This window comes from Rhizobium sp. N621 (assembly GCF_001664325.1).
Taxonomy (GTDB): Bacteria; Pseudomonadota; Alphaproteobacteria; order Rhizobiales; family Rhizobiaceae; genus Rhizobium; species Rhizobium esperanzae.
This window is the reverse complement of record NZ_CP013495.1, coordinates 3,287,175-3,304,202: the sequence shown is the minus strand read 5'-3', so window position 1 is coordinate 3,304,202 and position 17,028 is coordinate 3,287,175. Positions and strand designations below refer to the sequence as shown.

The window sequence follows — 17,028 nt, the reverse complement described above, 5'->3', positions numbered from 1 at the left end:
TCACAGGGACGCGGGTCGCGCTCATCCCTCCACCTCAACCATCAGCAAAATTTCAAATAAACATCAATGCTTCGCCTTTGACTGCGGCTGCAGCGTGCGGCTATCAGCACGGCAACTCTTTGTCTTCGAGCTGCCCCATGTCCCTCGACCGTTTTGCCCCCGCCGTCTTCGTTCTGCTCTGGTCCACAGGCTGGGTCGTGGCGAAATTTGCGGCGCTGCATTCCGAGCCCTTTACCTTTCTTTCGATACGTTATGCGCTGTCGGCTTTAGCCTTCCTGGCCTTTTGCCTAGTGACCAAGGCGCAATGGCCGAAAAGTCGGACGACATGGTTCCGCGCGATTTATTCCGGCTTTTTCTTGCACGGCTTCTATCTCGCCGGCCTCTGGTGGGCGATCGCCAATGGCGTGCCGGCCGGCATCTCGGGCATCATCGCGGCGCTGCAGCCGTTGCTGACGGCGATGGCGGCGCCCTTTCTCGTCGGTGAGCGGCTGCAGAAGACCCAGCAGCTCGGCCTCGCTCTCGGCTTCATCGGTATTGCCATCGCGATTTCGCCGAAGCTCTTCGATCCGGCGACGGCCGATCTCAACCATGCCGCGCTACCGCTGGCGATCAACCTCATCGCCATGGGCTCCGTCACCTACGGCACGCTTTACCAGAAGAAACACCTGCAATCCGGTGACCTCAGGACCATCGCGACGCTGCAATATGTCGGCGCTCTCATCCTCACCCTGCCGCTGTCGCTGATTTTCGAACACCAGCATTTCGACGGCACCGCGCAGGCCTACGGCGCGCTTCTCTGGTCGGTCTTCGGCCTGTCGATGGGCGGTGTCGGGCTGCTGCTTTACCTGATCCGCCGCGGGCAGGTCTCGCGCGCCGCCTCGCTGATCTACCTGATGCCGCCGGCCGTCGCGCTCGAAGCCTTCATCGCGTTCGGGGAGCGGCTGACGCTGCCGTTGATTCTGGGCACGGTGATCGTCGTGACAGGCGTATATATGACAAACCGCAGGGTCGTTCAGCAGGCGCAGGCGAGCGTATAGGCTGATGGCTGCGCCAAGGTCGAACAACCGGATGGCCTGAACCTCAACTGACCGTGGTCGCCGGCGATTGCCGACGACCTCATATCCAGAGTGCCGTAGGGCGCTACTCGGCCCATCAAGTAGGAAGCAACGATCAGCTGCGGGGCTGCAGCAGCGCCAAGGCAACCGTTGACGCAGCCAGGAGAGCGGTGAGAGTCAAGGGTCCCACAGCGCCGTAGTGGTCGACGATGTAACCTCCAAAAACCGCGCCGATGCTGATGGCCACCTGAAAAGAAACGACCATCAGACTACCGGCCGCCTCGAGAGCGTCGGGGGCCGCGCGGGAAAGATTGGTCGGTAGCACTACCGGCGCCATGCCGAAGGCAAAGCCCCAAAGCGTGACGAGCGCGAACGCGGCGCCGGTATGAGTGCCCCAAAGCACCAGAGCGAGCGCTGCAAAGGACATCAATACCGCGGTGACAGCCAGTGCTATGCGGATGCTCGCGTCGGCCATCCGGCCACCGGCAACATTGCCGATCACGGATGCGACGCCAAACCCGAGCAGTGCCAGGGCGATCGATCTGGTTTCAAGGAGCGTCACTTGTTCGAGGAAAGGACGCACATAAACCGACCCGGCAAAATGCCCGGTCATCAGCAAAAGGATAGCAAGCATTCCCAGTTGAATGCCGCCCCGTCGTGTCAGCCGGAAAACATCCGCGAGACTGTTGCTTGTGTTTGCAGGGAGCGTCGGCAGGCTGAGGAGCTGCAGCAGCATGGCAAGCGCGGCAAGCCCGGCTGTCATCGCCATGGCGCTGCGCCATCCAAGCCAATCGCTGATCAAAGCACCCATTGATGGTGCAGCTATCGTGGCGAGCGAAACGCCGAGGGTGACGATAGCCATGCCCCGACCTGTCGCGCTGGCGCCGACCAGCCTCGCCACGACGGCCACTGAAAGCGCCCAAAAGCCGCTGAGCGCGATGCCCAACCCGGCCCGGCCCAACAGCAACAGCCAAAAATCGGTCGCCAACGATGCAAGAATATTGGAGCCGACCGCCAACGCACTGAGACCGACCAGCACCGCCTTGCGGTTCAGTCTGCCGATGAGAACATTGCTCAGCAGGGCCGCCACGGCGCCGACGGAAGCGGTGGCGGTGACGACCTGTCCGGCCGTTCCCTCGGAAATGCCGAGATCGCGCGCCATCGGCGTCAACAGGCCCGCCGGCAGGAATTCAGCAGATACCAATGCAAAGCTGGTGGCCGCCATCGAAACAACAGCAAACCAGGTCGCCGCGCTCCACGCGGATGGTTCAGTCGTCTCCAGGCCAATTGCCGCCCCGTCGAATTGTGATGTTGTGTCCGTCATAGATGGATCTCCTGTGTTCGGAGATTTCATAGACGAAGTTTTCAGGATGATCTGTGTCTTAAAATCCGAAATCCATATCCGTTCGTCCGGAACTTGTGCGACGCACAATTCCCGGTGAAACGTTTGTGACGCGCTTGAAGGCGCGCGCGAAAGACGCCTCGGATTCATAGCCCAGGCGGGAGGCAACCTCAGCAACCGACAGGCCGTTTTGCGCCAACAAATCGCGGGCAAGCTGCATACGCAGACGGGCGAGATAATGTGCCGCGCCTTCTCCCAAAATAGCACTGAAGCGCTCGGCGAAAATCGAGCGCGACTGGCCTGCCACACCAGCGAGGCTTTCGAGGGTCCAGTTATGACCGGGATCCCGGTGCATGGCCGCCAACACACGACCGATATTGGGATCGCGGATGGCGGCGAGCCAGCCGGTGGTCGAGGCTCCGCTGCAATTGACCCAGCAGCGGATAAGTCGGGCTGCGAGCAAGTCCGCCATACGCGACAAGACCGTCGCGCTTCCCATCTGGGGCTGTGTCGCCTCCGCGGACATAGCGGCCAGCAGGGGCCCTACGACCGAGTCGTTACCGGCCACATCGCAGCCCTTTATGATTGGCGGCATCAGGGCGATCAAGGGGTTAAGCGCATGGGCGCCCAAAGTCATAGAGCCGCAGAAGAGAGTGCTGGTGGCACCCGTTCCTTCACGTAGGACGTCGCAGACGTTGCTGCCCAATTTTGTAATCTGACAGCTTTTAAGCGAGTCGCCCTCAACATTCGGCGCGCTCGCCAATCGATGTGCGATGCCTTGCGGCAGCAGCACCAGGTCGCCATCATTCAATTCCTGCCATCCTTCGACTTCGGTATGGATCCAGCACGGACCCTGGCTGACGAAGTGAAAACGAAGCAGTTGTTGCTGCGGAAAGGCGATGCTCCATGGATGCCTGAGTTCGCAGCGGCCATAGTTCACCCCACTCAAGCGAAAGTCTTGCAGGACTTCGCTCAGGGCATCCATTGGGATAGTCGACGGCGACAGCGGCGGGGACGGATGGTCAAGCATGAAGCCAATTTAGGGCTCAAGCGTCCGGCAATCAAGCGGGCTGGTGGCGGCGCGGTGTTTGCTAGGCGGGTACGATAGCGGGCTGTCAACCGGCCAGAGGCCGTATCTCTCGAATAAGAGCGGTGAGCGGGCGCCGGCAAGGCTCCGGCGCGATCGTCAACTGCTCTTCGCTCGGCGGCCTGGTCGGCCTGCCCAAGCGCGCCGCCTGGGCGGACAGTCCGATGCCATGGATGAAAGCATGAAACAGCAGCCGATCGGCCGGCTCGGACGTGTCGAATAGGTCGCCGCTGCTGTGCTCTGGCTATGCAGCCCAACGGCGAGCTTCATCATCGGTTTCGCGCCACCGTCGATGGCGGCTTTACGGCGCATTGATTCCTCAGGCTTCCGCCACCGCTGCGAAGGAGGCTTCGATCTCCTCAACTGTGTGCGTACAGGAACCGGGAAACCTAACCGCATGCTGCCGTTTGCGGTATTGCCATCACCGCAATGAGAAAAAGGCCGGACATCCCACCAGATGCTCCGGCCTCCCAATATTAAGACCGAAAGTTCGGCCTTTTCTCCTTTAAATCAATCGGCGCTCAGGCGCGTTCGCGGCGCTGGCCACCGTTGCGGGAGCCCGCGCCGCCGCGGCGGTTGCCGCCATTGCCGTCGCGGCGCTGTTCGCCGCCCTGTGCCTGATGCGGTCCGCGATCTTCGCCGTGCTTGCGGGCCGGGCGGCCGTGAGCGTGGCGGCCGTTGCCGCGGTGATGGCCGCTCGGTTCGCCACTGGCATGATGGCCATTGGGGCCGTTATGCGCAGGGCGCTGCGGCTTTGCCGGGCGGAAATCGGAGGTCGATGCCAGATCGTTGTCGGGGCCGAAATCCGGGGCCGCTTCGCCGCGGCGCTGACCGCGGAAGTCCTCGTTGCGGTTTGGGCGCTCGGGACGCGGACGGCGCTCACGGCGTTCCTCGCCGCCGGCACGGATTTCGCTGCCTTCGCCGTCGCGGCGCGGGCGGCGTTCCTGGCGGCTGCCGCGATGTTCCGAACGGTTGGCATCGCCACGGCCTTCGCCGCGGCCCTGGCCGCCGCCGCGATTGCGGTTGTTGCCATTGCCGTTGCCGCGGCGCGGGCCGCCAGCGCTGATATGTGCCGGCGGTTCGCCGCTTGCGACCGTGATGTCGATGCCCATCAGGCGTTCGATATCACGCAGCAGCTTGGCTTCGTCGGGGGCGCAGAAGGCGATGGCAATACCGTCGCGGCCGGCGCGCGCCGTGCGGCCGATACGATGGACATAGGCGTCCGGCACCTCGGGCAGGTCGTAGTTGTAGACGTGACTGACGGCCGGGATGTCGATGCCGCGGGCGGCGACGTCGGTGGCGATCAGCGTCTTGATGCTGCCGTCGCGGAAGGCCTTCAGCGCCCGCTCGCGCTGACCCTGGCTCTTGTTGCCGTGGATCGAGGCGACGGAATAGCCGATATTGTCGAGGTGCTTCATCAACTTCTCGGCGCCGTGCTTGGTGCGCAGGAAGACGATGGCGCGGCCGTCGGGGTTTTCGGTCAGCGACTTGCGCAGCAGTTCGGTCTTGTCGTTCTTGCCGGCGACGAAATGCACATACTGCTCGACCTTGTCGGCAGCCTTGCCCGGAGGCGTGACTTCGACCTTGACGGGATCGACGAGATATTCGCCGGCGAGATCGGCGATCGCCTTCGGCATGGTGGCCGAAAACAGCATGGTCTGGCGCTTCTTCGGCACCAGCTTGGCGATCTTGCGCAGGTCGTGCACGAAGCCGAGGTCGAGCATCTGATCGGCTTCGTCGAGCACGAGATAACGCACTGTCGTCAAGGTGATGGCGCGGCGGTTGACGAGGTCGAGCAAGCGGCCTGGCGTGGCAACAAGGATGTCGGTGCCCTTTTCGAGCTGCAGCTGCTGCTTGTTGATCGACACACCGCCGACGACGACGTTGATGCGCAGCGGCGACTTGCGGATGAACTTCTTCAGGTTCTCGGCGATCTGGTTCACCAGCTCGCGAGTCGGCGCCAGGATCAGTGTCCGCGTCGTACGGTTGTCGGGGCGGCGCTCGTCAGCGAGCAGCTTTTCGATGAGCGGCAGGCCGAACGCGGCGGTCTTGCCGGTGCCGGTCTGGGCAAGGCCGATCAGATCGCGGCCTGATATGAGGAGTGGAATGGACTGTTCCTGGATCGGCGTCGGCGTTTCGATGCCGAGCTGGAACAAGGTGGCGACGATCGGCTTGGAGACACCAAGCGATTCAAAATTAGTCAAGGTATAACCTTTCGGGGCGCCACAACGACTAGCGCCGGAACGCACCATGCGATCCGGTTTCATTCTGGCGTCAAGAACCCCGCGTGAAGTGGGAACTTGCAAGTTGGAAAAAGCTTTCCAGCGCTTCTGACCGCTTCTTGGGAGTGCGGCCTCAATCGAAATGCGCTTTTGTCCCTTCTTCCTGCGTTTCGTATTTTCTAGCAGGGGCACGCTCACGCGGCGGCCGGAAGGGTGAAAGCTGAGCCGCATTTGGGCTAGTTTGCGCTGAAAGTCAAGTGCAGTGCACAAAAAGCCTTAGCTCGGGTCGCGCGACGGCATCATCAGGATGAAGCTTTCAGACGCGCTCTCCGCGCCATTCACGAGGATGGCGATGCGGTGTTGCCCGGGATAATAGCGCCGCGTCGTGATCGGCCGCATGGCGTGGCGGCGCTCGATCGCCTGGCTCTGTCCGGGAGCAAGCATGATCGTCTTGCACTTGAAGACCTTCGGCGACAGCGAGCCGTCAGCCTTCATATGGTGGATGGCGTAGTCGATCATCACCGATTGCGCGGCCTTGCCGACATTGGTCACCCGGATCTCGAAATCCAGCCCTTCGCCGAACATTACCTCGCCGCTGATGAGGCGCAGTTCGCTTTCGAGCGACGCGGCTGCGCCGAAGCCGAAATTGGCGAGCGCCTGAGCATGGCCCTTCTTCAGGAGCGTGCGCGAGGCATGTTTCAGCAGCCGGCGGCGTTCAGCGGAGGCGTCCTGGATATGGCCGGCGATGAATGCGGCGACCAGATCCGGATGATCCTTGGCGATATCGTTCAGGCTGTTGGCGACGGAGCGGCGCACATAATCTTCCGGATCGTCCATCAGCGCCGTCAGAATCGGCAGGATTGGCGCGGGATCCTTGACGAGCTGCGGCAGGCGCATGGCCCAGGGCAGACGCGGCCGCGTTCCTTCGCTCGCCAGCCGGCGCACATGCTGATCGGGATCGTCGACCCAGCCGGAAATGACCGCGAGCGCGCGCTGCTGGTCGCGATGGATGAAGGGACGGATACCGAATTCGGCGGTGAAATGCGGCGTCAGCGCCTTGAGCAGATCGAGGCCAAGCTCGAAATGATCGAGGCCGCCCGCAGCGATGAATTGGTTGACCGGTAGCAGCATCCAGCCGGACAGTCCTGGCCTGGCTAATGTAGGCAGGCTCGCCTTCAGGATGGCGGCTGCTTCAATAAAATCGTCCGGAAGGGTGGCAAACAGCGCGTCGCGGATCAGCGCCGAACGTTCCATCAGCTCCAGCGCATCTAGCCCATCGGTCGCCAACCGCATGAAACGCTCCTCGTCGAAGGCCGGAGCGTTGGCGGCGATGCGGTCGGCCATATCGCCGACCAGCCCCGAATGCAGCAGGTTCTTGAGCGGTTCCGGCATGCTGATCCTCTCGCGATCTTTCAGCGCAGCGGCGCTGTCGATTTCCTGGGAATGAGTGTCGGAGCCGAAATCCGGATGCGGTCGTCGACGGAACCGCCATCACCCGCAAGGAGATCAAGGGCATTTGCAGCGATCTGCTCGAACGGGACGCGCAACGTCGTGAGCGGCGTAGGAAGGTGGCTGACGATCGGAATGTCGTTGTAACCGACGATCGAGATATCCTGCGGTATGGAAAGGCCAAGTTTGGTCAACCCCGACAAGGCGCCGATGGCGGTATTGTCGTTGACGGCAAAAATAGCGGTGGGGCGTGGGCTGAGGTTCATCAGCGTCTCGACGGCGACGGCGCCGGACTCGATGCCGAATGTCGAGGGGATGATACAGGAGGGATCCACAGCCAGTCCCGCTTCTTTGAGTGCTTGGCTGAAACCCTCCACGCGACCTCGCGAACTGGAGGCATAAGACGGGCCGGCAATGACGCCAATCCTGCGATGGCCGAGGTCGAGCAGGTGGCGCGCCGCGAGGTAGCCGCCCAGCCTGTCATCGCCGACGGAGGAGAGGCTGTGGCCGTCGGTTCGCAGCGCCAGCACATAGGGAACACCACGTCTCGCCAGCTCGTCCGGAAAGTCGTCATCTTCCCGCGCCGTGGAAAGGATCAGTCCATCGACGCCGCGTCTCAGCAGAGACTCGGCGGCAAGCCGGTCGGCCTTCGGCTTGTCGTCGGTGGTGGCGACGATAGCGAAGCGGCCGGTACGGCTGCAGGCTTTCGCCAGCGCTTCGTAAAGCATGGCCATGACCGTATCCGTCAGCCTCGGCACGATCACGCCGACCGTCATGGTGTTGCCGCGCCTGAGGCTCGCTGCCGAAACGTCCCTGACGTAGCCAAGCTCTTCAGCCACCTTGCGAACGCGCCGGGCGGTCTCGCTGTCGGAGCGGGGAAGCCGCTCGTCCAGGATGCGGGATACGGTGGATTTGGAAACGCCGGCTGCGGCAGCCACGTCAAGAATGGTGACGCGGCTTTGTCCGGGAGTTTCGTCCGCCTTTGAATTCATTGAAGCTTTTCCATTCGAGTCGCGGCAGTCCGGCGCCGTATGCGAACATGCACTAAAAAAAGAATTGACTCCAGATAATTCGAGAACGATAGTGGGAACGTTCCCAATAACGATCCCGTCGCTGATCGTGAATGAACAGCGATCGCAAAGGAGGAGATCAAGATGCAACCAATGGATCTGCGCGGGCTAAGCCCGGCGCCTGTTACCGCTTTCACCCGCGACGGCGAAGTCGATCACAAGGCCAACGCAAAGATCGCCAAATGGCTGGTTTCGATGGAAGGGGTCAAAAGCCTCGTCATTCTCGGCCATGCCGGCGAGGGCACTTTCCTTACCGAGGAGGAGAGGCTCGCTCTTATCCGTACTTACGTCGAGGCGGTCGACGGCGCCGTGCCGATCATTGCCGGGATCACCGGCGAGGGTACCAAGGTTGCTGCGGAAGAGGCGAAAAGGTGCAAGGCTGCCGGCGCCACTGGTGCACTGGTCTATCCAAACCATGGCTGGCTGCGCTTCGGCTTTCAGAAGGGCGCGCCTCAGGATCGCTACAAGGCGATCTGGCAGGAATCCGGCCTGCAGTGCATCCTGTTCCAGTATCCGGACGCCACCAAGGCATCCTACGATCTCGATACGCAGGTGGCCATCGCCACGCAGGAAGGCGTCGTCGCCACCAAGAACGGCGTGCGCAATATGAAGCGTTGGTACGTCGAAATTCCGGAACTGAAGAAGGCCAACCCCGATCTTCAGATTCTGAGCTGCCACGACGAATGGCTGCTGCCGACCATGTTCGACGTCGACGGCCTGCTGGTCGGCTACGGCAATATCGCGCCGGAACTGCTGATCGACTTGATCAAGGCAGGCAAGGCGCAGAACTATCCGGAGGCGCGCAAGATTTTCGAACGCCTTCTGCCGGTGACGCGGGCCGTCTATCACCGCGGCTCACACATGGAAGGCACCGTGGCGCTCAAACTCGGCCTCGTGCATCGCGGTATTCTCGATCATGCGACGATCCGCGAGCCGCTGAAGAATCTCGGCGAAAGGGCCGAAGCGGAAATTTTTGCCGCCTTCGATGCCGCCGGTATTGGCCGCGTCGACCAGCTTCTGGCTGCCGAGTGATGCATTCGACGCTTCTGCGCATGGCGCAGGAGCGTCATTGCGATGGGAAGGAGAAGCCGTGGACGGCATCTCCTTTTGAAGCCCATGGTACTGACAGGACAAGCTGACACGCAGCAATAAACATCGAACAGAAGCGCCCCTGGCCGGGAGAGTGGTAGCCACGGGGCGAGAAGGAGGAACCAATGAATGTCATGCAGCCTATGCCGGCCGAGGCGGCGAATGCCGCTGATCAACAGGCCGAAATCAGCGCTCGCCTGGAGCGTCTTCCCATCACCCGCGAGGTCTTCTGGGCGCGCAATATCATCGGTGCAGCCACGTTTTTCGACGGCTATACGGTGATCGCTATCGCTTATGCCATGCCTGTGCTGGTGCGCGAGTGGGGGCTCAGCCCCTCACAGACCGGCATGATCCTGTCGATGGGCTATCTCGGCCAATTGATTGGCGCCGTCCTATTCGGTTGGCTCGCCGAGAAGATCGGCCGGCTGAAAGTTCTTCTGTTCACCATCCTGCTCTTCGTCAGCATGGACGTCGCCTGCCTGTTTGCCGCCGGCGCCGGCATGATGATGGCCTTCCGGTTCGTCCAGGGGATCGGCACGGGCGGCGAGGTGCCTGTCGCCAGCGCCTATATCAATGAGCTGATCGGATCGAAGGGGCGCGGCAAATTCTTCCTTCTCTACGAGGTCATGTTCCTGCTCGGCCTGGTCGGCGCCGGGCTGATCGGCTACTTCATGGTGCCGGTCTACGGCTGGAAGGCGATGTTCGTCGTCGGCCTCGTTCCCGCAATCCTGATGATCCCGTTGCGCTGGTTCCTGAAGGAGTCACCGCGCTGGCTGGCCGCAAACGGTCGCTACCAGGAAGCCGACGCGATCGTCACCCGTATGGAAGAGAGTGCACGCGCAGCCGGCAAGGAGCTGCCCGAGCCGAAGCGGGTCCAGGCGCCGGTCCGCCGTACATCCGACTGGCGGGAGCTGTTCCAGGGCATCTATCTGAAGCGGACGCTTTCCATCTGGGCCATGTGGTTCACCGCCTATACGGTCGCCAACGGCACGATCACCTGGCTGCCGACGCTCTATCGGCAGGTCTTCAACCTTCCGCTGCAGACTAGCATTTTCTATGGGTTCCTGACGTCACTGGGAGGCGTGATCGCTGCCGTCATCTGCGCGCTGCTCATCGACAAGGTGGGACGCAAGCGCTGGTACACCGGCGCACTGCTTCTGGCTCCGCTGCCCCTTCTGACCCTCGCATGGCTAGGCGCAACCTCCGCCATTCAGGTTCTGGTGCTTGGCGGTCTTGCCTATGCCATCGTCCAGACCGTCACCTTCTCGCTCTATCTCTATTCGGCGGAAATCTACCCGACGCGTCTCAGGGCGCTCGGAACAGGAACCGGCAGCGCCTGGCTTCGCCTGGGCTCGTCGACCGGCCCGATCATCGTCGGCACGCTGATGTCTTCGCTGGGCATCCAATATGTGTTCGCGAGTTTCGCAGCCATTCTGATCGTCGGGGCGATCGTGACGATGCTGTTTGCCGTGGAAACCAAGGGCCGCGTTCTGGAGGAGCTTTCTCCGTAACGGATGCAGCTCTGGTGGAAGCAATCGATCTGGCAGGCGAACGCCCGCCAGATCAGCTTGTTGGCTAGCGCCGCCGGGAGGTCAAGCGGCGCCGGGTGTGGATTGCTCTATTCCGGGCATACCTTGACGCGATAGGGCTCGCCCCAGCGATCGTACCGCCATTCGATATGGCAGTAATGCGGCCGGTAATAGGTTCGGTAGACGGGATAAGGGCGATCGACAGGGTAGGCCGGATAGACCGGATAGGCGGGGCGAGCGGCTTCCGACAGCAGGGCGCCGCCGACGACGCCGGCGGCGAGGCCGCCCCAGAAGGCATCGCGCGGATGGGCATCGGCGGTGGTGGCGGTGGCGAGCGAGGCGCCGGCAAAGGTCAGCGCGATCAGGCCCGTCGCCATGGTCTTATGAAGAACGGACATGGTATTTTCCTTGATTTAGACTGGCTTCTATAAAGCCATGGCCAGACTCCGCCCGGATCGCGGCGGAGCGATGGCTGCACAAAGGCGGCACGCATTAAATTTTCGTCATGATTTCAACGGATCACAAGGCGGCAAGGCATTGATCGCGCGTTGTGGGGCGCAGCCGATGGCGACATCTTGTCTCCTGCGAGTCCGGACCGCCAAACGAAGATACTTCAGCTCATCGATCTGGCTTGCAAATTTCGTCTGCTGAAATTTATGGTTAAAACCTTGTTAAAAGCCTTGGCGTTATAGTCTTTGTCGTTGATATTCCATTCATTGCGGGAGCGACAATTTCTTGAAATCAGCCGGGGACATTCTGGAATTGGCTTGCCGCCGGATCGCAGATCTGGACACCCCGGCCTATGTCAAGAACAGCGAGCTGCGCTATATCGCCGTCAACGGGGCCTATGCCGATTTCCTCGGCCGCGAGATTTCCGATTTCATCGGCAGGCGCAGCCGTGAACTCTTCGACCGCCCCGAGGAAGAGGACCGCGAGGACAAGGAGCGCCGCGCGCTGGTGTTCGGCACCGAGGAAAACGCCATCTGTTACGATGCCGAGGGCCTTGGCCACCAGCGCATCCAGATCGAAAGCTTCTCGCCGTCGCCGGAGCGGATTTATGTGCTCGGCATCTTCGAAGCCCGCGAACGCCGTGCCGTTGCTCTTGGGGGGATTGCCGGCAACCCCGAGATTGGCGGTAGCTCCAGGACTGTAAACGATTCCGGAAATGCCGCCGACCTCGCCCAGGTGCGCGAGGCGCTGGAAAATCTCAGTCATCCGATCGGCATCTTTGCGGCGGACGGACGCCCGCTGGTCGTCAACGCAGCCTATCGCAACGGCGCGACGCCCGTGGCCGCCGGCGAATCGGCCTGGGGAGAGAGCGTCAACGAACTCGACGTTCTCCGCACCGTCCTGGAGGACCTGCCGGTGGCGGTTTTCGTTCGCGACGACAAGCACCGCCTGGTCTATGCCAACAAATATTATGAGACCTTCAGCGGCCGCGCCCGCTCCGAGTACCTGGGAATGACCGAACACGAAATGTTCGGGCCGGAAGGTGCTGAGGCGATCTACCAGGAAAACCTGCTGGCGCTCAGGGACGGCATTTCGGTGGAGCTCGAGAGCGAGATGCCGAGCAATAGCGGCCATGTTTATCCCGTCATCTCGCGCGTCAACCGTGTCATGACGGCGGATGGGCGAACCTATGTCGTCGGCTCCTTTTCTGACATCTCACCGCTCAAGGAACGCGAAAAGGCGCTGATTGAATCGCGCAAGCAGCAAGAAATACTGCATCGGGACATCGAGAGCATTCTGCGTTCGCTGCCGATCGGCGTGCTGATCCTCGATAACGACCACCAGATTCTCTACGTCAACGACGAATTCTACAGCATCTGGGAACTGCCGCTCGACGATCGCTTCGACGGCCGCCCGTTCATCGACGTCATCCGCCGTAATGACGAGCTCGGCCGCTACGACGGGACGCAGACGCCGGAAGAGATCTACGCCTTCCGCAAACATCTGTTCGAAGCCGAAGAGCCCGAGCCGATCGAGCTTGGCTGGGCGGGCGGCAAATCCGTGATCTTCGACAGCCGCCGCATCTCCAACGACCGCATCCTGCTGACCTATGCCGATATTTCGGCGGTGCGCGACCGGGAAAAGGAAATCCACGAGACGCGCGCAGCCCTCGAACGGCTCGGCGAAATGATGCGCGACGCGACGCACGCCATGTCGCAGGGTCTTGCCATCGTCCAGGACGGCATCATCAAGATGTCCAACGAGGCGATGGCCGACATCCTACAGATCCCGCCGCACTATATCGAGGCCGGCCAGGGCTGGCTCGGCATGTTCGAATTCTGCGCGGCGCGCGGCGATTTCCACGATGCGGCGGATGAGATCCTGCAGGAGTGGCGGGCGAATATCGCGGCCAGGCAGCCGATTTCCACCGTCTTCCATGTCGGCGGCGAGCGCTGGGTGAATATGGATGCGACGGTCAGCCGGGGACAGCATTGGGTGGCGCTGTTCACCGACGTCACCGAACTCAAGAGCCGCGAGGAGGAACTGCGCCAGCTCCTCTCGCGCGCCGAAGCCGCCGACCGCGCCAAGTCCGAATTCCTCGCCAATATGAGCCACGAAATCCGCACGCCGATGAACGGTGTGCTCGGCATGGCGGAGCTGCTGGCCAAGACCAATCTCGACACGCGCCAGAAGACCTTCATCGATATCATCGTCAAGTCAGGCAATGCGCTGCTGACGATTATCAACGACATCCTCGATTTCTCGAAGATCGATGCCGGGCAGATGAAACTGCGCAAAGCCGCCTTCGATATCACCGAAGCGGTGGAGGATGTGGCGACGCTCCTCTCCTCGCATGCCGCCGAGAAGAATATCGAGCTCCTGGTGCGGGCAGCACCAGACCTGCCGGCCGCGGTGATCGGAGACGCCGGGCGTTTCCGCCAGATCGTCACCAATCTCGTCGGAAACGCCGTCAAGTTCACCGAGCGCGGCCATGTCTTCGTCGATGTCGGCTTCGAGACGATCGCTGGCGGGGAGATCATGGCGATCATCCGCATCGAGGATACCGGTATTGGCATTCCCCAAGAAAAGCTCGACTCGGTCTTCGACAAGTTTTCGCAGGTCGACACCTCGTCGACCCGCCGGCATGAGGGAACGGGGCTCGGCCTTGCGATCACTGCCGGCCTCGTCGATCTCTTCGGCGGCTATATCAATGTCGAGAGCGAATGGGGCAGGGGCTCGGTCTTCACCGTCAACCTGCCTTTTGCGGTGGCGGCCGCCCGCCTCGAACCGAAGCCGCTGCCGATCAATGTGCAGGGCGCGCGCATCCTCGTCGTCGACGACAATGAAGTGAACCGACGCATCCTGACCGAGCAGCTTTCACTCTGGGGCTTCGACGGGGTGGCTGCCGAGGGTGGCGGCACCGGTCTTGCAATCCTCGAGGCAGCGGCCGATCTCGGTATCACCGTCGATGCCGTCGTGCTCGATTATCACATGCCCGACATGAACGGCGCCGACGTCGCGCGCCGGCTGCGCGCCGATCCCCGCTTCGTCGAGCTGCCGATCATCTTCCTCACCTCGATGGATATTTCGGGCACGGAAAAGGAATTCGCGGCGCTGAACGGCCATGCGCATCTGATGAAGCCGGCACGCGCCAACGTGCTGCGCAACACTGTCGTCGAGGTCGTCCGCGCCCGCCGCGTCAAACAGGCCTCGGAAGCCGAGATCGCCCGGCTGCGGGCGGAAGCGGCCGTGCCGGCGCCTGCGCTTGCAACTGCACCCGAGCCGCAAAAGCGGGCGGCCGAATTCGTCGATGTGCTGGTTGCCGAAGACAACGAGGTCAACCAGATCGTGTTTACCCAGATCCTGCAGTCGACGGGGCTTTCCTTCCTGGTCGTCAACAATGGGCAGGAGGCGGTCGCCGCCTGGGAAAGCCACACGCCGCGCATCATCATGATGGACGTCTCGATGCCCGTCATGAACGGCCATGAAGCGACCCGGACGATCCGCGAGAGGGAAAAGGGGCAGGGCCACCGGGTGCCGATCATCGGCGTCACCGCCCATGCGCTCGAAAGCGACCGCGAAGCCTGCCTCGACGCCGGCATGGACGATTACATGTCGAAGCCGATCAGCCCGGAACTTCTGGAGGAGAAGATCCGGCTATGGCTCGGCAAGGATGAACTGCAGCCGGAGCGCACCAGCTACTGATCGCCATCAAATGGCAGTCGCAGGATTTATCGGGCGGGCACCTTGGTGCCGCAGAGCATTTCGCGCTTGCCGGCGAAGCCCGTGCGGCGTTCCACGGCAAAGCCGGCGGCGATGAGGTTGCGGCGCACGAAGCCGGCCGCGGCGTAAGTTGCGAAGGTGCCGCCGGCCACGGTCTTTTCGTTAACCGCACGCATCAGCTCTTCCGACCACATGTCGCCGTTGCGCGAGGGCGCGAAACCGTCGAGATACCAGGCGTCGAAGCCGGGTTTTGCCGCGGCGACGCCGTCGAGTGCCGCGCTGCAGACGACGCTGAGCCGCGTCTGGGCATCGAGATCGAGCGAGACGGTTCCGGCAGGCGTTTGCGGCCAGGCCGCCGTCAGCGCCTCGCGTTCCGCATTGATCTCCGGCCAGTGCGAGAGCGCCCGGCCGATCTCTTCGCCGCGCATCGGATGAAGCTCGAAGGAGATGAAATGAAGGTGCTGGCCGTGTTCACGGTGAAGCTTCCATTGCCGCCAGGTCTCGGCGAAGTTCAAGCCGGTGCCGAAGCCAAGTTCGCCGATGACAAAAGCCCGCCGGCCGTTCCAACGCTCCGGCAGGCCGTTGCCGGCGAGGAAGACATGGCCGCATTCCAGACGGCCATCGGTCTGGCAATAAAAATGATCGCCAAAGGCGGTGGAATAGGGCATATCGCCGTCGCGCCATTCGAGCGGCTGCGGCGCGCCCGCGCCAATCTGATCGGGGTTCACGTCTCTCATGGAAAAAGCCGATAGTCCTGCACCGGCGTCCGGTCAATCTTCTTGCGACTTGCTGATCGTCGGCGGCGGCATCATGGGGCTCTGGGCGGCCGTTCATGCCGAACGCTGCGGTATGAGCACCATCCTCGCCGACGCCGTTAGATTGGGCGGAGGCGCGAGCGGCGGCCTGCTCGGCGCGCTGATGCCGCATATGCCGGACCGGTGGTCGGAGAAAAAGCAATTCCAGTTCGATGCGCTGGTCTCGCTCGAAACCGAAATCACCGCGCTGGAAACCGAAACCGGGCTTTCGGCCGGCTACAACAGGTCCGGGCGGCTGATCCCGTTGCCGAAACCGCATCTCAACCGCATCGCCCGCGGCCATTCCGAAGATGCCGAGCGCCACTGGCGGGCTGGCGAGCGCCGCTTCCACTGGCATGTGCTCGACAGGCCGGATGTCGAGGGCTGGGTCGAGGCCTCTGCCGGCGAGAGCGGTTTCGTGCACGATACGCTCGCCGCCCGTGTTGCGCCCCGCTCGTTGATCTCAGCGCTGGTCGCCTTCCTGCGGCGGGCAAGACAGGTGCGCATCATGGAAAATGCCGTTGTCGCCGATCTCAATCCCGATCGCGGGACGGCCGAGATCGGCGGCGAAATCATCACGTTCGGCCGCTGCATCCTGGCCGCCGGCTATCAGTCCTTTCCCGTGCTGCAGGGGCTGACGCCGGGCTTGAAGCAGCCGCTCGGCCAGCCGGTGAAAGGGCAGGCGGCGCTGTTGAAAGCAGATGTCGACCCGGCGTTGCCGACGATCTTCCTCGATGGACTCTATGTCGTCGCGCATGAGGGCGGGCATGCGGCGATCGGCAGCACCAGCGAAAACCGTTTCGACGATCCCCTCTCGACCGATGCCCAGCTCGACGCGTTGATCGAGGCGGCGCGGGCGATCGTGCCGGCGCTCCGCAGCGCCCCTGTCATCGAACGTTGGGCGGGGCTTCGCCCAAAAGCCATCGACCGCGATCCAATGATCGGCCGCCACCCCATCCATCCCCGACTGATCGCGCTGACCGGCGGTTTCAAGGTCAGCTTCGGGCTGGCTCATCGGCTGGCGGAGGCTGCGGTTTGTATCGCAGGCGATAGAGATTGCCAATTTCCGCTGCCGGAAAGCTTCGCGATTTTAAGCCACATCGCGGTCGCTTCACGTTAAACGTGAATTAGATACAGCTGCCTTTCGTTATTCTGTCATGCAAATCACCTATCTGCTTGCGCATCGGCAGCACCGGATTTTACCGGTGCTCACTTCCT

The 17,028-nt window shown here is 62.3% G+C and carries 12 protein-coding genes; 5 read left to right on the top strand and 7 right to left on the bottom strand.

Annotated features, from left to right (window positions below):
• Positions 1 to 137 precede the first annotated feature (137 nt).
• On the top strand, positions 138 to 1,037 hold the full coding sequence (locus AMK00_RS16055; RefSeq protein WP_064804283.1) for a DMT family transporter: 900 nt from the start codon (positions 138 to 140) through the stop codon (positions 1,035 to 1,037).
• Positions 1,038 to 1,170: 133 nt separating this feature from the next.
• Here the strand turns inward: AMK00_RS16055 and AMK00_RS16050 are convergent, their stop codons facing one another.
• The 5 genes from AMK00_RS16050 to AMK00_RS16030 form a co-directional block, all read right to left on the bottom strand.
• Positions 1,171 to 2,379 carry an MFS transporter gene (locus AMK00_RS16050; RefSeq protein ID WP_064804281.1) on the bottom strand — a complete coding sequence of 403 codons (1,209 nt, stop codon included), beginning with the start codon at positions 2,377 to 2,379 and terminating at the stop codon, positions 1,171 to 1,173.
• 58 nt (positions 2,380 to 2,437) lie between these two features.
• On the bottom strand, positions 2,438 to 3,427 hold the full coding sequence (locus AMK00_RS16045; protein ID WP_064939111.1) for an AraC family transcriptional regulator: 990 nt from the start codon (positions 3,425 to 3,427) through the stop codon (positions 2,438 to 2,440).
• Between the two features lie 578 nt (positions 3,428 to 4,005).
• Positions 4,006 to 5,736 (bottom strand): DEAD/DEAH box helicase, encoded by a 1,731-nt coding sequence (locus tag AMK00_RS16040; protein ID WP_064804279.1) that lies wholly within the window; start codon positions 5,734 to 5,736, stop codon positions 4,006 to 4,008.
• A gap of 246 nt (positions 5,737 to 5,982) precedes the next feature.
• Complete coding sequence (locus AMK00_RS16035; protein ID WP_064811047.1) at positions 5,983 to 7,098, bottom strand: DNA alkylation repair protein; 1,116 nt, start codon at positions 7,096 to 7,098, stop codon at positions 5,983 to 5,985.
• Positions 7,099 to 7,118: 20 nt separating this feature from the next.
• On the bottom strand, positions 7,119 to 8,147 hold the full coding sequence (locus AMK00_RS16030; protein ID WP_064804275.1) for a LacI family DNA-binding transcriptional regulator: 1,029 nt from the start codon (positions 8,145 to 8,147) through the stop codon (positions 7,119 to 7,121).
• Between the two features lie 162 nt (positions 8,148 to 8,309).
• Between AMK00_RS16030 and AMK00_RS16025 the strand changes: the two genes are divergently transcribed.
• Both AMK00_RS16025 and AMK00_RS16020 read left to right on the top strand, forming a co-directional pair.
• Entirely contained in the window at positions 8,310 to 9,257 is a 948-nt protein-coding gene (locus AMK00_RS16025) for a dihydrodipicolinate synthase family protein (RefSeq protein ID WP_064804273.1), read from the top strand.
• Positions 9,258 to 9,439: 182 nt separating this feature from the next.
• Entirely contained in the window at positions 9,440 to 10,825 is a 1,386-nt protein-coding gene (locus AMK00_RS16020; RefSeq protein WP_064804271.1) for an MFS transporter, read from the top strand.
• A gap of 107 nt (positions 10,826 to 10,932) precedes the next feature.
• On the opposite strand, the gene AMK00_RS16015 is transcribed toward AMK00_RS16020, so the two are convergent.
• On the bottom strand, positions 10,933 to 11,241 hold the full coding sequence (locus AMK00_RS16015) for a hypothetical protein (protein WP_064804269.1): 309 nt from the start codon (positions 11,239 to 11,241) through the stop codon (positions 10,933 to 10,935).
• Between the two features lie 337 nt (positions 11,242 to 11,578).
• Between AMK00_RS16015 and AMK00_RS16010 the strand changes: the two genes are divergently transcribed.
• The gene (locus AMK00_RS16010) at positions 11,579 to 14,998 is read left to right on the top strand and encodes a response regulator (RefSeq protein ID WP_064811046.1); all 3,420 of its coding nucleotides are present in this window, start codon (positions 11,579 to 11,581) and stop codon (positions 14,996 to 14,998) included.
• 26 nt (positions 14,999 to 15,024) lie between these two features.
• Here AMK00_RS16010 and mnmD read toward each other — a convergent pair whose 3' ends face one another.
• Positions 15,025 to 15,753 (bottom strand): tRNA (5-methylaminomethyl-2-thiouridine)(34)-methyltransferase MnmD, encoded by a 729-nt coding sequence (mnmD, locus tag AMK00_RS16005; protein ID WP_064811045.1) that lies wholly within the window; start codon positions 15,751 to 15,753, stop codon positions 15,025 to 15,027.
• Between mnmD and AMK00_RS16000 the strand changes: the two genes are divergently transcribed.
• Positions 15,752 to 16,930 carry an NAD(P)/FAD-dependent oxidoreductase gene (locus AMK00_RS16000; protein WP_064811044.1) on the top strand — a complete coding sequence of 393 codons (1,179 nt, stop codon included), beginning with the start codon at positions 15,752 to 15,754 and terminating at the stop codon, positions 16,928 to 16,930. The two genes, mnmD and AMK00_RS16000, sit on opposite strands and share 2 nt — an antisense overlap.
• Positions 16,931 to 17,028 lie beyond the last annotated feature (98 nt).